Origin of the sequence: Mucilaginibacter sp. dw_454, from assembly GCF_018449775.1 — a bacterium.
GTDB lineage: Bacteria > Bacteroidota > Bacteroidia > Sphingobacteriales > Sphingobacteriaceae > Mucilaginibacter.
Window position 1 is genome coordinate 157,528 of the sequence record NZ_JAAVVB010000005.1, and the last position, 15,550, is coordinate 173,077.

General features: G+C 45.4%; 12 protein-coding genes. 8 read left to right on the forward strand and 4 right to left on the reverse strand.

The features are described from left to right. Positions 1-10 precede the first annotated feature (10 nt). On the forward strand, positions 11-1,630 hold the full coding sequence (locus HB679_RS15860) for a glycosyl hydrolase family 65 protein (RefSeq protein WP_214072990.1): 1,620 nt from the start codon (positions 11-13) through the stop codon (positions 1,628-1,630). A 15-nt stretch (positions 1,631-1,645) separates the two neighbouring features. Here the strand turns inward: HB679_RS15860 and HB679_RS15865 are convergent, their stop codons facing one another. The 3 genes from HB679_RS15865 to HB679_RS15875 all read right to left on the reverse strand — a co-directional run bounded on the left by HB679_RS15865 (position 1,646) and on the right by HB679_RS15875 (position 3,929). After that, a complete protein-coding gene (locus tag HB679_RS15865; RefSeq protein ID WP_214072991.1) occupies positions 1,646-1,999 on the reverse strand; it encodes a nuclear transport factor 2 family protein in 354 nt (117 codons plus the stop codon). Between the two features lie 98 nt (positions 2,000-2,097). Continuing rightward, positions 2,098-3,378 (reverse strand): HAMP domain-containing sensor histidine kinase, encoded by a 1,281-nt coding sequence (locus tag HB679_RS15870; RefSeq protein WP_214072992.1) that lies wholly within the window; start codon positions 3,376-3,378, stop codon positions 2,098-2,100. A 140-nt stretch (positions 3,379-3,518) separates the two neighbouring features. Then, positions 3,519-3,929, reverse strand: a complete 411-nt coding sequence (locus HB679_RS15875) for a nuclear transport factor 2 family protein (RefSeq protein WP_214072993.1) — start codon at positions 3,927-3,929, stop codon at positions 3,519-3,521. A 230-nt stretch (positions 3,930-4,159) separates the two neighbouring features. On the opposite strand from HB679_RS15875, the gene HB679_RS15880 reads away from it, so the two are divergent. The 3 genes from HB679_RS15880 to HB679_RS15890 all read left to right on the forward strand — a co-directional run bounded on the left by HB679_RS15880 (position 4,160) and on the right by HB679_RS15890 (position 5,949). Next, positions 4,160-4,591 (forward strand): hypothetical protein, encoded by a 432-nt coding sequence (locus tag HB679_RS15880; RefSeq protein WP_214072994.1) that lies wholly within the window; start codon positions 4,160-4,162, stop codon positions 4,589-4,591. An 83-nt stretch (positions 4,592-4,674) separates the two neighbouring features. Beyond that, entirely contained in the window at positions 4,675-5,148 is a 474-nt protein-coding gene (locus HB679_RS15885) for a DoxX family protein (protein WP_214072995.1), read from the forward strand. 60 nt (positions 5,149-5,208) lie between these two features. After that, the gene (locus HB679_RS15890) at positions 5,209-5,949 is read left to right on the forward strand and encodes a sulfite exporter TauE/SafE family protein (RefSeq protein WP_214072996.1); all 741 of its coding nucleotides are present in this window, start codon (positions 5,209-5,211) and stop codon (positions 5,947-5,949) included. 105 nt (positions 5,950-6,054) lie between these two features. Here the strand turns inward: HB679_RS15890 and HB679_RS15895 are convergent, their stop codons facing one another. Further along, positions 6,055-6,807 carry a DUF72 domain-containing protein gene (locus tag HB679_RS15895; protein ID WP_214072997.1) on the reverse strand — a complete coding sequence of 251 codons (753 nt, stop codon included), beginning with the start codon at positions 6,805-6,807 and terminating at the stop codon, positions 6,055-6,057. 304 nt (positions 6,808-7,111) lie between these two features. Between HB679_RS15895 and HB679_RS15900 the strand changes: the two genes are divergently transcribed. The 4 genes from HB679_RS15900 (at position 7,112) to HB679_RS15915 (ending at position 15,533) form a co-directional block, all read left to right on the forward strand. After that, positions 7,112-9,667 (forward strand): alpha-L-rhamnosidase C-terminal domain-containing protein, encoded by a 2,556-nt coding sequence (locus HB679_RS15900; RefSeq protein ID WP_214072998.1) that lies wholly within the window; start codon positions 7,112-7,114, stop codon positions 9,665-9,667. A 419-nt stretch (positions 9,668-10,086) separates the two neighbouring features. Further along, the gene (locus HB679_RS15905) at positions 10,087-13,185 is read left to right on the forward strand and encodes a TonB-dependent receptor (protein ID WP_214072999.1); all 3,099 of its coding nucleotides are present in this window, start codon (positions 10,087-10,089) and stop codon (positions 13,183-13,185) included. Positions 13,186-13,202: 17 nt separating this feature from the next. Further along, positions 13,203-14,570 (forward strand): RagB/SusD family nutrient uptake outer membrane protein, encoded by a 1,368-nt coding sequence (locus HB679_RS15910; RefSeq protein WP_214073000.1) that lies wholly within the window; start codon positions 13,203-13,205, stop codon positions 14,568-14,570. Positions 14,571-14,594: 24 nt separating this feature from the next. After that, positions 14,595-15,533, forward strand: a complete 939-nt coding sequence (locus HB679_RS15915) for a cyanophycinase (RefSeq protein ID WP_214073001.1) — start codon at positions 14,595-14,597, stop codon at positions 15,531-15,533. Positions 15,534-15,550 lie beyond the last annotated feature (17 nt).

Below are 15,550 nucleotides of genomic sequence, written 5' to 3' on the forward strand. Positions count from 1 at the left end.
TCGGCCTAAAATGAAAAAGAATAACAAGCGCAGTTCGGCAGGTTTTTTTATGACCATGTTATGCTTGTTTTTTTGTACCGATAAGCTGCACGCACAGGTAAACTTTCTGCTGAAAGCAGACAACTATAAAGCTTTCATAGATCAGTTTAACCGGGATGATGACGAGTTATATAAAGAACATTTTCCAAACGACTCTGCCTGGGGTTTTTTGCGCGACAATATGCCGCTGCTGGATTGTCCCGATCAAAATATTGAGCGTACTTATTATTTCCGTTGGTGGACATATCGCAAACATATCAAGCTTACACCCGATGGTTATGTCATAACCGAATTTTTGCCGCAGGTACCGTGGTCGGGTAAGTACAATACCATCAGCTGCCCTTTGGGGCAACATTTTTATGAGGGCAGGTGGCTTAAGGACACTAAATATTTAAATGACAATGCGGTTTTCTGGCTTCAAAAAGGTGGCGATCTGCACAGCTACAGCAACTGGTTTGCCGATGCACTTTGGGCAAATTACGAGGTGAGTCATGATGCTAGAGCCATTACCAAACTGCTGCCCGACCTGGTTAAAAGCTACCGGCAATGGGAAACGGGTAAAATACAAGGCGGTAAATTTACCGGCAAAAATCCGGACGGTTTGTTTAGCAGTATTGATGACAGGGACGGCATGGAAATGTCCATAGGTGGCAGCGGTGAAAGGCCAACCATTAACTCTTATATGTATGGCGATGCCATCGCCATAGCAAAAATTGCACACTTAAAAGGCGACATCGCGACAGCAAAGATATTTACGCAAAAAGCTGATTCTTTGCGTACGCTTATCCTCAGCAAACTATGGGATAAAAAAGACTCCTTTTTTAAAGTTTTGCCGTTTGATCAAACCCAGCTGGTGGCTGTCAAAGAAATTATGGGTTATACGCCATGGTATTTTAACATCCCGACACAGGGTGCTGGCTATGAACAGGCTTGGTCTTACATAAAATCGACCAAAGGTTTTTATGCGCCTTATGGACTAACCAGCGCCGGGCAGGATGCCCCCGGTTTTAAGCTGGCCTATACCGGCCACGAGTGCCAATGGAACGGCCCGAGCTGGCCGTTCTCAACGTCTGTAACATTGACTGCCCTGGCAAACGTCTTAAATAATTATAGCCAGGATGTGGTTAGCCCGGCAGATTATTTCAAGCAACTAGCTATTTATGCCGGTGCGCAACAACGCGTTACCGCCGATGACAAAACGCTGCCCTGGATAGACGAGGTACTGAACCCCTATACCGGCGACTGGATCTCGCGCACCATACTGGAGAGAGCAGGCTGGCAGAAAGGTGCAGGTGGCAGGGAACGCGGCAAAGACTATAACCATTCCACCTTTTGCGATCTGGTTATCTCGGGCCTGATAGGGCTGCGGCCGCAAAGTGATAACACGGTAATCATAAACCCGTTAATCCCGCCAAATACCTGGAATTGGTTTTGCCTGGATAATGTAAGTTATCACGGCAAAACACTAACCATCGTGTACGACAAATTCGGCACTAAATACCACAAAGGCAAAGGGCTAATGTGTTTTATAAATGGTAAACTAATGGCTCATGCTGAGCGCTTACAGAAAATAAGCTTTGAGCTTAAGTAGCCGGGGTTGCCAGGGTTATCCAACAAAAAACTGCTGACTCACAATCTTACCACCATCCACTTTATAAACGGCAATTTCTTTAAATGATTTACGCTCCTGGCCGGCGGGAGTAAAACCCATGTAAAAAGCCACGCTAAAATAAGTCCCTGCAAGAATAGGTGCCGATAAGCTGATTTCATGCAGGTCGACCGAGGCGAGGAATTTTTCTTCGCGTTCAATCAGATTTTTCAATCCTGTCAGCGGTTCATTTTTATAATTCGGGTCTATACTCACTGCTTCTTCTGCAAATAGCTCCTGGTAAGCTTGAACAAATTGGCGTTCTGCGCAAAGGGTAATTAACCGTGCTGCAATGTCTTCGATATTTTTCATGGCAATTTTTATTTGGATAGATGTTATTGTACGACGGCTAATTTCGAATTTCCGCAGCGTGTTGCTATACCCAAATTTGTTTTTTTACAAATCAGAAACTAAGTGCCTGGCAGCGCTATAATAAATCGCGACCCATCTCCAACCCGGCTTTCTACAGTGATGCTACCGCCCTGGCGTTCCATAAAGTCGCGGCAAAGTTGCAGGCCCAGGCCCACACCTTTTTCATTTGCGGTGCCATAGGTTGGCGCTACAGTGCCAGAGAATAAGGTTTCTACCTGTTGAGGCGCTATCCCTGCACCGGTATCATTGACACTCAATACGCAGCGGCCCTCAACGGTTTCAGCAGTAACCCTTATTGTCCCTCCCGCCGGTGTAAACTTAATGGCATTCTGTAAAAGGTTACGTACCACTAACTGTAACATATCAGCATCGCCGCTAACCATGATTGCCGGGTCTATTTGTTGCTCTAATAAAATATCTTTTTGTTTTGCCTGTGCTTGCGCAATTGCCAGTGTGCTCTTAAGGGTATTCAATAAGTCCAGTTGTGCAATGCGTATCGCCACACCATTTTGTTGTGAACGCGACCAATACAGTAGGTTGGTTACCAGGTCCAGTGTCTGATCGTTTGCCTGTCGCAGCGTTTGTTCCATTTGTGCGCGGTCCCCGGTAGAAAGAGAGGTATCATCAAGAAGCTCCAGGTACTGCCTTACCTGAACGAAGGGCGCCCGTAAGTCATGCGATAAGATGGACAGTAATCGGTTTTTTTCCTCATCGCGCTGCATTGCGTGGGTCCTTTCGCGGTCATAATTACGCCTGAACAGACTAATGATGATAGCCATGCTAATTACCGGTAACGGAAACGCGGTGATGCGATCGGTAAACTGACCTTTGCCGGCGCGGAATGGATAGCTTACCAAGCCGGGATACTGATGCTCTGCCACGTGTACCAGCCCAAACACAATGAGGTAAGTAATTACCCAGGCCCATTGAAGCCGGTAAGGGCAGATGGTTAGCAACAGCAACAGGTACACCGGCCAGATCAAATCGGTAGAACCCTCTATGCCGGCATTAGCAAAATAATTAATAGAAAGCAGCACCAGGCCCATCAAGCCGAATAGGAAACTACGATGTGGCAAGCCCTGAAAACGCGAACGATTGTATTCGTATAAAAAGAAACCGCAATATAATATACATGATAGCGCAGCTACATACATGCCCGCAAACAGGTTGTACGGAAAATAGGCGGCCACCAGTAAAACGATACCGAGACTGGTGGAATGGAAAACACGGGCTTCCAGCCTGAAGTCGGACGGATTGCCGACAAGCCAGCGCCAGCGGGCACCAATAGCATGGGTAAAAGTATACAAGCGGTTGGGCATGACGGCGCAGATCAATCTGTAATGCTAAGATACGGAAATGCGCCTACCAAAGTTGCCCTGTAAGGATGCTATTGCATTATAATTAAGTGAAGGTAATTACCTGGAAAAGTTAGATGGTTGATAAAAAGCGGTTTAAAAAATTATAATTTACGGTCAGACTCACGGATGGCCAGATCATTAATGCTGGCATATCTTTTCTGCATCAGGCCGTTTTCGTCAAACTCCCAGTTTTCGTTACCATACGCGCGGAACCATTCGCCCTCTGTGTTATGGTACTCATATTCAAAGCGTACGGCTATGCGGTTATCGGTAAAGGCCCAAAGCTCTTTTTTTAATTTATACTGATGCTCCTTTTCCCATTTAGCGGTCAGGAATTTTACAATCTCCTCGCGGCCATTAATAAAAGTATCCCGGTTGCGCCACTCGCTATCCACCGTATACGCCTTTGATACCCGCTCCGGATCTTTAGAGTTCCAGGCATCTTCTGCCAGCTGTACTTTTTGTTTTGCTGTTTCTAAATTAAAGGGTGGTAAAGGGAGTTTTTGTTCCATGATTTGATGTTAACTATCCTAATCAAATATAGGGTTGTAATTTGATAGCTGTATGGTAGTTTTTGGGGGAGTTGTGGTGTTATTTGGGGAAATGGCTAAAAGCAGATCGTCCGGTTTGCAAACTCCTGACAGCGGAGCGAACAGTGGGGACTTATACTTAATACGACCTGTCACGAAACAAGATTGTGACAGCCGTATATCGCAATGTCGGGTAAGAAATATTATCTTTGATGATAGCAAAAAACGGTTGGCTTACAGAGCGGCGCCAACGCAAAAATACCCGGTTGAAAAACAAAGCATTGTATTTACAAGGATTGAAAACGTTGTTATTAACAGCGATATACCTGGTATTTGGTTTTTGCCCATTACGGAATACATTATCTGCGATTGCGCATGCTACGCCTGCAAATACCACAAAAAAAATACCCGAATATGGCAAGATCATAGCACACGACGATTGCTGTATAACGATTGTCGCCAAGGCTATTCCAACTACCGGTCGACCGCTAAGTGGGCCGCCTTTGTTTTTGACGAGCCTGATCGCCGCATTTCTATTATGCAATTTCGCGGTCGGCGCAAACAATCGTTTCCATCCTTTACCGGTGGCCGCTAATAGCCATCAACTTCCTATTTACCTCCGCAATCGTTCATTATTGATCTGATCTTTTTTATTAATTATCAACGCGTTGTTTAGCCTGGTCGGGAACGGGGTTATTCGCTATTTAATTTAAAAAAAAAGACAATCATGAAACATCCTATTTTCTCTGTTACCGGTAAAGACTATCGGCAAATTGCCCCTTTATTTTTACGTCTGGTTATAGGCTTTGCTTTTATGGCCCACGGCTGGGCCAAACTTAGCCGGGGGCCAGAACATTTTGCCCAACTATTAACGCTATTACATGTACCCATGCCGCAAATAATGGCATGGCTTTCGGTGATTATCGAACTATTGGGCGGCTTTACATTGTTTATAGGGCTATTTACAGGCCTTAGTGCCGTGCCGCTTATTTTTACAATGTTAGTGGCAATGTTTACTATTCACATCCATTATGGTTATAGCGCCGTTAACACAATTGGCCTAACCCCGCACGGGCCACTTTTTGGCCCGCCGGGTTACGAAATAAACCTGGTCTATATAGCAGGATTGCTTGTGCTGATATTTAGCGGAGCGGGCAAATTTTCTGTAGATGCAGCCATTGCTGCAAGAAAAGTCCAATAATTAACACTAATAGGCTGCGTCGCGATTTGTACCGTCGGCGCAGCTTTAAAAAAATATATCATGACTACACTTGTTATCAGCATTTTCATTATCAGTTTTCTGGCTACTCTTGTTCGTTCTACTTTTGGTTTCGGCGAATCATTGGTAGCTGTACCGTTGTTTTGCTTATTTATCCCCATCAACGTAGCTGTGCCTCTTTCTGTATTGATATCCGTATTAGTTGCTTTGGTTGTTGTGGCTCAAGATTACCGCCAAATTGAAATGAACAGTGCAAAATGGCTGATACTTTTTGCTATCCCCGGCATCCCGCTTGGACTGCTTATTCTTACTTATGGTAATGAGCTTTGGGTTAAAACCGGGCTTGGCTTGTTAATTATTGCCTATAGTCTTTATGCTTTGTTTGGTAAAAGTGCTTTCAGGCTTGAAAAAGACAGCCGTGTATGGCTTTTTATTTGTGGTTTATTTTCGGGTATATTGGGAGGCGCTTTTGGTATAAATGGGCCACCGCTGGTAGTTTATGGTAACCTGCGTAATTGGGACGCCAAGACCTTTCGCGCCACGTTGCAGGGCTATTTTCTGCCAGCCAGCTTAATCGGCCTGATTGGCTATCTGTCAAAAGGATTAATTACGCGGGACGTTATCATAGATTTTTTGATATCACTTCCGGCTGTTTTCCCGGCTGTTTTCCTGGGCCGCTATCTTAATCACAGGCTCAAAGGGCAGTCGTTTTTTAAATATGTATATGCTGGCTTATTGTTAATTGGTGTATTACTGATTGTTTTAAGCGTGCCGCATGGTTAATAAATTGGCTGTAAATACGTTGTGCCTCAATACGTGCGTCGAAAAATCTTCTGGCGCGGGTATGCAGCGGTGGAAATGACCGCAGCGTACTCGTGCCCTGCTTACTTAGTATGCCCCCACCTCCCCATTCAACACCCCCAAATTATCCACCGCAGCACCCATCGTATTATTAAAATAAACATAAACCCGCTTGCTTGCCTCCATCCATTCTCGAATATTATGGGCCTGCTCGTTTAAAAAAGCATCATCATAACTACCGCGGTAGCCACCGTTTGGCCCGTGAAAGCGAAGGTAAACGAAAGGTAAATTCAAAGGTTCTTGCGGGGATGCGGAGGCGGGCAGATCATGAATAACCAGCGACATATTTAAGCCGGTAAGTAATTGGTCAGTACGGTCGGCATATAGTGACGGATGGCGAAACTCCACGGCAACATCCCAGTCGGGCGCCGCGTTGCGCACCTCATTTAACAAGTTATTGATCTGCAGAAATTGCCCTTCGCGCACGCTGGGTGGAAACTGAACCAGTAAAGCGCCCTTTTTTGCTCCCACGGCATTTATAGCGTTGATAAATCGATCGAGGTCGGCGGGGGCATATTGCAAGCCTTTTTCGTGCGTAATGCCTTTCCAAAGTTTGAAGGTAAAGCGAAAATGGCTGGGTACCAGATCGGCCCATTTACGCAAGGTAGCCGCCTGCGGGATTTTATAAAAAGAGCTGTTGATCTCGATACTGTTAAATAGCGCGGCATAATATACCAGTCTTGGCTGGTCCTGAAATTCTGGCGGATAGCTTAGCTTATTAGGCACCGGCAGTACCAGTCCGCTGGTTCCGGCATAATAAGCTTGTCCGCGTGCGTTCATAGATTGTTATCATTTTTAGGATAAACGTCCGGCAGAATTAAAGGTTTCGGTTGACAAATTTCAGCAATAAAAATCGTCTTTTTAGGTGATCCAAAAAAGACTTAAAAGTCATAAAAAGTGATCCAAACTGATCCAGCTATTAAAGTAGTTATTGGATAACTATTTGATTGTAAATATTTTGTATTTTTAGGGTGATCCATCTGATCCACATTCTCGCGTGGATCACCTAACATGCCTTAAGCGGTCGCACTTTTATCAAAAAGTACAATAATTAGCAGTTTTAAGACAATGACAAATTAAGGGGATGGCTGTACATTCGTTAACAGAACCCAATTATAACAGCCTGTTCAAACCATTTATGATGACTTACCCGATACGAGCGATTGTCTTTGTGATATTATTATCAATTTTTGAGCAGCGCGTGCAGGCGCAGGGCAATCTGTATCCGCCATTGTCTGCAACTAAAACCGGTAAGGCTAACCCGCTATCGCCCGATCCATTGGTAAACTATACCTGGGCCAATCCCAAAGCCAGCGATGGGTTGGAGAGCTATGTGCTGCAACCTAAAAGTTGGACGGCAGACGCGCATAGCTTCAATACCAAAGACTTTAAAAAGAACAATACTATAGAAGTAAACGGCGAAGGCGATATCTGCTTTGATTTTGGGCAAGAGAACGCAGCCTGGCTGGAGTTTGACAGCCCCGATCTGAGCGGCAGGGTAGAGATGAGTATCAGCGAATATAATCAGCCGCCGCCGGCTCATGCCCTGGGTTATCCCACCAAAACACTGACACCTAAAAAATATGGCAATACCTATCGCCTGGAGTTGAACAAGGAGCTTTATGAAGGCGTTCGCTTTGGCTTTATCCATGTGCGGTCTTTCTCAAAAACATGGCACATTACCGGCGTGCGGCTGATTTGCCAAATTAAGCCTACTAACTATCAAGGAAGCTTTGCCTGCAGTGACACCATGCTAACCCGCATCTGGTACACGGGCGCTTACACCGTAAAGCTGAACCTGCTTAAAGATTATATGGGTGCGATATTAATGAACCGCGGTGACAGGTACTCCTGGACCGGCGATGCCCACCCTGCCCAGGCAGCATCGATGGTAGCCTTTGGCAATTTTGATTTCGTAAAGCGAAACATCGACTATACTTCGACCCAAAGCAACGGTATTCGCAGCTATGCGCTGTATTGGGTACTGAGCCTGATTGACTACTACAAATACACCGGCGACACCGAAACCCTCAATAAATACATCGATAATGCCTGCGGTAAACTGGACGATGCGTATAAGGTTTATGGAACCAACCCTCACCTGGAGTTTTACGGCTGGGACGAACGCTTAGGCGCGGGCTTTGAGCACTCCGATAACCCCGAAACGCAGAACGCCTACAAAATGCTCTCTATCCGTGTGTGGAAACAGTTTGCCGAGACCATGGCTTTATGCGGCCGGATGGATCTGCGGGACAAGTACCAAAGCTACGCAACCGAGAAGTTCGCCGCTTTAAAGAAGGATACAAACTGGTATCAGAGTTTTGGCCTGCATGCCGGCACGGATGCGGTTACAACAGGTTTGTTAAACACTAACGAGAAGCAGGCCATTTATGAAAAGAGCTTTACTGATAAGGTGAATCGCGTCTCTTACTCGCCCTTTAATCAGTATTTCGTTATCCAGGCATTTGCCCAAATGAATAAGTATGATGACGCATTGAGTTCTATCCATGATCTGTGGGGTGGCGAGATTAACTATGGCGGTACTACTTTCTTTGAAGATTACCGCCCGTCATGGAACGCAGTTATTGAGAAAAATGGCGCTGTGCCTAATAACCAATGTGGGTTTACCAGCCTTTGCCACCCCTGGGGTGCCGGTGTTACCAAATGGTTGAGCGAGGAAGTGCTCGGTATCAAACCAACCTCGCCCGGCTTTAAAACATTTGATGTGCTGCCGCATCTAGGCCGTACGCTAACCAGTGTTTCCGGGAAAACACCAACGCCGCTGGGGGCTATCGCTGCAAGCTTCAACACAACTACTGGTATTTGTAGCCTATCGGTCCCTGTCGACGCGGTTGGACGGATCGGTATACCAAAAGTCGAAAAGCAGATTACCGGCATAACCATCAATGGAGTTCTGGCATGGAACGGTATCTATCATTCTGTCAACGGCATAAGCGGCGCAAGTCAGGATGAGCAGTTTATTTACCTTACCGGCGTACAGTCTGGAGATTATAAAATAGATGTGACATATGACGGTACTACACCAAAGTATATTGAACAACTGGCACATTATCCTGCCCGGTACCTGGGCATTGATTCTACTACCAGTGGTAACTGGGGCGGTAAGTATGGAAAGGATGGCTATGTGCTTTGCGACTATAATGATGATGGGAACGATAAGAGCAAATTGCCCGCTTACGTTTCCTCTGTCAATTTTTATAAGGTTAAAGGTAATGGCAAACCAGATAATGTGGTCTGGAAATCAAACACGGGCGATAAAAGAGCCCTGGCGCCGGACGCAACTAATAAAGGAGCCAGAAACGCAACCTCTCTGTATGCGGTAGATGCAGATCAAATAGGTTATACCTTCACCTCAACTATCGCGGTAAAGGGTACGCACGAGTATAAGGTATCACTCTACTTTTTGGATTGGGACATGAAAGGACGGAAAATTGCCATTGAAATGTTTGACGCGGCTAATTTGAAACTAATTGCCCCGGTTAAAGTAGTTAAAGATTTTACCGGGGGAGCCTATTTAACGTACACTTATAATAAATCAGCTAAATTCAGGATAAACCTGGTAAGGGGCGACAATGCTGTTTTAAGCGGGATATTCTTCGATCCTGTGTTAAAAAGATAAATATCGATACGCTTTCCGGGGAAAGCTTAATTATTTTAAAATACTTAATCTATAGATTTGGTAGATTAAATTATTGTTTTTATGTTTGTCGCGTCATCATGAAAACAGAAAGCTCATACGCCCCAAACTACAAGATTGCTTCTCAAGCAATTGTAAACATCTTTTCAAGAGATGTCATGTGCATGTGTTGCTGTTAATCTGAAAGACAAGCGCGTTTAGACACCGCTGCTTCGGCATTGTCACATCTTACCCCAATAAAATTCAGAAAATAAATATGTGTTGAAATCAAGATAAAAAAATGAACCGGCAAGGAGGCCTCGCCGGTCACGATGAAGTATCAGCTCTGTAACGCCAATCACTCACTGATATTCATCCCCAGTTAAAGCAATGAATAGATCATTAACTAAAACTTGTTAAATATGGAAATATTTATCCGTAAGAAAAAAACGTTTATACCCTTCAGTTTACTTTTACTCCTCATAGGCTTAGCCTTACCTCATCACACCTTTGCCCAGCAAGAAGTACCGGCAGGCAATTCAAAAATAGAAGGACTGATTACAGACTCAGCATCTAAAGAAACATTGATTGGTGCTGCAGTACGCATTAAAGGTGTAACCAATGGCGCGACAACAGATGCGAACGGTAGATTTGTATTGATAACCGCCCAAAAACTGCCTTTTACGCTTGTAATAACCTACATCGGCTATGAAACAAAGGAAGTTGTTGTTGATGGCAGCCCCGTTAATGTAAGATTAAAAGCACAAAACAGCCAGCTAAATGATGTTGTGGTTGTGGGCTACGGTACCCAAACCCGTAAATCCATCACCGGTTCGGTTTCTACTATCGCCGTTGGCGAGGTAAAAGACAAGCCCACCGCAACTTTCGAAGAGCAATTACAAGGCAAAGCTGCGGGCTTGCAGATAAGCGCTTCAACTGGTGTGCCGGGCGATGCAATGTTTATCCGTATCCGTGGTACCACTTCAATCAATGCCAGCAATGATCCTTTGTATGTAATTGATGGCGTATATGTAAACAGCTCGTCTTTACAACGTATTACCACCCAGGGCCAGGCTAACAACCCGCTTGCCGATATCAATCCGGATGATATTGAAAGTGTAACCGTTTTAAAAGATGCAGACGCGACAGCGATATATGGTGCTCGTGCAGCAAACGGGGTTATTTTGATCACCACCAAACGCGGTAAATACAATACCGCACCTAAAGTAAGCCTAAGCACTTATTTTGGCGCAGCTAAAGCGCCTAAGTTATGGGATCTGGTAACAGGCCCTCAGCATGCTGAGCTGATTAATGAATTTTATACAAACTCTGAGGCCGATGCTATTGCTGCCGGAAACACCGCCGGAGCGGCAACTTATAAATACCTGCCATTTAGAGCACTTACCGATAATCCGGCCGCGACACCTGCACCGCGCGGCCTTCCGCAAAATCAGCCAACTTACGATCGTTTGGACGAAGCCTTTCGCACCGGCTTTTTGCAGAATTATGATCTGTCAGTATCAGGCGGTAACGATAAAACTACCTACTATATAGGCGGCGGTTTAAACAAACAACAAGCCGATCTGAAAACCAATGATTTTAGACGCGGTTCGTTCAAGCTGAACTTAGATCAAAAAATAAGCGACTATGTAACTGTTGGAACCAGCAACACCTTTACCCAGGTTTACCGTACTAATGCCCGCGTGGGCGATGGTCCGCAGGGTGGTGTACTGCAATCTGCCTTACATACACCAACCTACCTGCCACCAACTAACGCAGACGGCAGCCCCGCCAGGTGGGCAGGCTTTGATAACCTGGATGTTCTGTTAAATAATTACGACATGAACAGTACCAGTAACCGGGTCATCAGTAATTTATATGCCGAGGTTAAGATCACCAAAGATCTGAAGTTCAAAACCAGCTGGAGTGTTGACTATAACCAATACAAGGAGTCGCAATACTGGAATAGTTTGACCATCATTGGTATTGCAAATCATAATTCAGGGTCTGAAGCTTTAAGCGACAACACCATCTGGACGGATGAGCAAACATTAACCTATAGCCACGCATTTGGTAAACACAATATAGGTGCCTTGATAGGTAACTCTCTTCAGGGTACCACAAACGACCAAACAATAGCCAATGGTACCAACTATCCTAACGATTCTTTTACGCAGTTATCTTCTGCAGCCAGCACCACTTCTTCGGGATATGCTACAAGTTATAAACTGTCATCGTTCTTTGCCCGCGCGAATTATAATTATGACGGTAAATACTACGTTGACGGAAGTATTCGTGCAGATGGTTCATCCCGTTTCGGTGCCAACCACCAATGGGGTTATTTCCCTTCGGCAGGTGTAGCCTGGAGAATTAAGAAAGAGGACTTTCTGAATGATTTTAGTGCTATTTCAGATCTGAAATTGAGAGCCACAATAGGTGTTACCGGTAACCAAAACGGTATCGGCGACTTTGCCTCACGCGGTTTATGGGGTGCGGGTAACAATTACCAGAATAATCCCGGAACTACCGCTGCCCAACTGGCAAACCCTAACCTTAAATGGGAAAGCACCCGCCAGACTGACATCGGTTTAGATCTGAGCGTATTGAACGATCGCATAACTTTCACGGGCGATTATTATGATAAATATACTAGCAACCTGCTGTTGAACCTTCCACTGGCATCAAGCCAGGGTTTTAGCTCTATCCTGGCTAATGCCGGCGAAATGAGCAATAAGGGTTTCGAATTTAGTGTGAGCAGCACCAACCTGGACGGCCCTTTTAAATGGACTACCAACTTCAACATCTCTCGCAACATCAACAAGATAACCAAGTTGCCTACACCGGTAGTGGCAGCATATGCGGCCGAACGCATGGTGCAGGGCCAATCGATGTATACTTTTTATGCTTACAAACAGCTGTATGTAGATAAGCAAACAGGTAACGCAGTATATGACGATTACGATCATAATGGTGTGATCAACTCAAGCGACCTGGAGCCTGTGGGTAACGCTTTGCCTAAGTTTTCGGGCGGTATCACCAATAATTTCCGCTACGCAGGATTTGACCTGGGTGTATTCTTCAACTTTGTATATGGCAATAAAGTATACAACAACAATGATTACTTCCTGGAAGGCGGGGGTACCCGCGACGCTGCGCGTGCCATGGATACCCGCCAGTTAACCAGGTGGCAAAAGCCGGGTGATGTTACCGATATGCCAAGGTTAACCGCATACGGTTTAAACTATACCCTTAGCCCTACCACACGTAACATCGAAGATGGCTCATTCTTGCGCTTAAGCAATGTTAACCTGGGTTATAATATCCCTAAAAGCATCACCGAAAAAGCGCATATCTCTTCGGTAAGAGTATACGTTAGTGGCTCAAACTTATGGTTGTGGACCAAATATAGAGGCCCGGATCCTGAGATCAACGTATCATCATCAGCTACTGTGTTAGGTTACGATCTGGGCACTCCGCCAATTCCGCGCACTATACAAGTAGGTGCAAACATCACATTCTAAACATAAAGCACTTAATCATGAAAAAAGCAACATATATATTTTCTCTGCTATTGCTCTTCACTTCGTGCAAGAAGTTCTTAGAAGTGCAGCCACAATTACAGGTTGATCAATCTGAAGCGATAACTAACGCAGGTACTGCCGCAACGGCAGTAAATGGTTTATTTAACCTGTTGGGTTCAAACAGTTATTACGGTTCAAATTTCCCTTCCTTATCATACCTTTCAGGAGGTGATATTCAATGGACAGGTTCGCAATCAGACCCAAGCGAGATCAACAAACACTTAACCTCTGCTACCAATGGTAACGTACAGTCGGCCTGGACAGCCATTTATAAAACCATTGCACAGGCAAACTATATCCTTGATAAAGTACCCGGCCTCACCGATCCGCTTTTAACCCCCGCACTGAAAAATCAATACCTGGGCGAAGCGCACTTTATACGCGCGCTGGCTTATTTTGATTTGGCGCGCGGCTGGGGTGGCGTACAATTGGTGTTAAAACCAACCTACGCATCTACAGATAACGTGGGCATTCCACGCAGCAGTCTGGCCGATACTTATGCACAAGTATTAAACGATTTAGACGCTGCCGAACCATTGGTGCCTACAACCGTAAGCCGTAACCGGGTTACATTGAGAACAGTACAAGCGCTTAAAGCCCGTTTTTACCTGTATCAAAAAAATTGGGTCCTGGCAGAGCAATTTGCTACAGATGTTTTGGCTGATAATGCCAACTACAATTTGGTAACCCCTTACAGCGCCTTTTTTGCCAATAGTATCACAACTCCTACAGCTGAGTCTGTTTTTGAGCTGGCCTACACTATCTCAAACACCAATAATCATAGCACCTGGTGGTTACCGCCGGCATCGGGCGGTCGCCGAGAATGGGCTCCGGGAAATCCGTTGGTTGCCTTATTGAATGACCCTACAGTAGGCGGTAATCGCAACGCCTTAATTGGCCAGACCGCGGCCCCGGGCCTGTTGTGGTATGGTAAATTATATTACCGTAACCCGCTGGGTACCGACCCTGCTTACATCATCCGCGTAGCAGAGCTTTACCTGATCCGTTCAGAAGCTCGTGCCGAACAAGGAAACCTGACGGGTGCTAACAGCGCACAATCAGATCTTAACGCAGTACGTGCCCGTGCGGGCGTTGCCGCAAGTACAGCCGCAACTTTATCGGATATTTTATTAGCACTTGAAAAAGAGCGTCAGGTGGAGTTTCCGTTTGAGACGGATCGCTTCTTCAATCTGGTGAGAACAGATCGTGCGCAAACTGTACTGTCATTGCCTGACAAACATCTTTACCTGTTTCCAATACCTTATAACGAAACCCTGGTTGATCCGAATTTAGCCGGCAACAACCGTAACCCTGGTTATTATTAATTGAATATATCAGAATTACTTATCATGAAAAAATTAAGCATTTTATTATTGATCGTAGCAGCGATAGGCAATGTGGCCTTTGCACAGCAATCACCTATCACTGTAAAAAAATCAGACACCAGGCACGGACCTGAAAAAGGCAGCCTGATCATCATTGGCGGTAACGTTGGTTCGCAGCGCGATATTTGGGACAAGTTCACAGAATTGGCAGGTGGCAAAGACAAAGCAGTAGTGGTGGTAATTACCGCTGCCGTGGGCGACTCGGCCGCTTATGATCAGAAAGACGTAGACGAGGTTAAAAAACAGACGGGCATTAAAAACGTCACCCTGCTGCATACCAATGATCTGCGGGAAGCCAACAGCGAAAAATTCATCGCGCCGCTTAAAAAAGCTACTGCGGTTTATTTTGAAGGTGGCCGCCAATGGCGCATTGCCGACTCCTACCTGAACACACTAACTCACCTGGCTTTTAAAGAAGTGTTGGACCGTGGCGGTGTAATTGCAGGCAGCTCGGCAGGTGCCAGTATTTTAGGTTCGTTCCTTTGGCGCGGTGATACCAAAGGTGCGCAGATCTTAGTGGGCGATCATACCCAGGGTTTGGGTTTCCTGAAAAACTCAGCGATTGATCAACATATCCTGGTGCGTAACCGCGAATTTGATCTAACCGATTTCATCCGCAAGGCGCCACAGCTAATCGGCATTGGTATGAATGAGGCCACTGCAGTGTTAGTGCAACGTGATACCCTGCAGGTATTGGGCAAATCCTTCATCGCTATTTATGATTACAACGCCATCGTTAACACCGGCGAAAAACACGTGGTTAATGGTCGCGAAGATTTTACGGCTTCTGATGGTCCCTTCTTCTTTTTAAGTGCAGGCCAGAAATATGACCTGGCAAAAAGGCAGGTAATTAAAGAACCAAGAAAAGGCGCTGCTACAAAAGCTGACGACGACGATAAATAAACAAAAACTAATAAGGC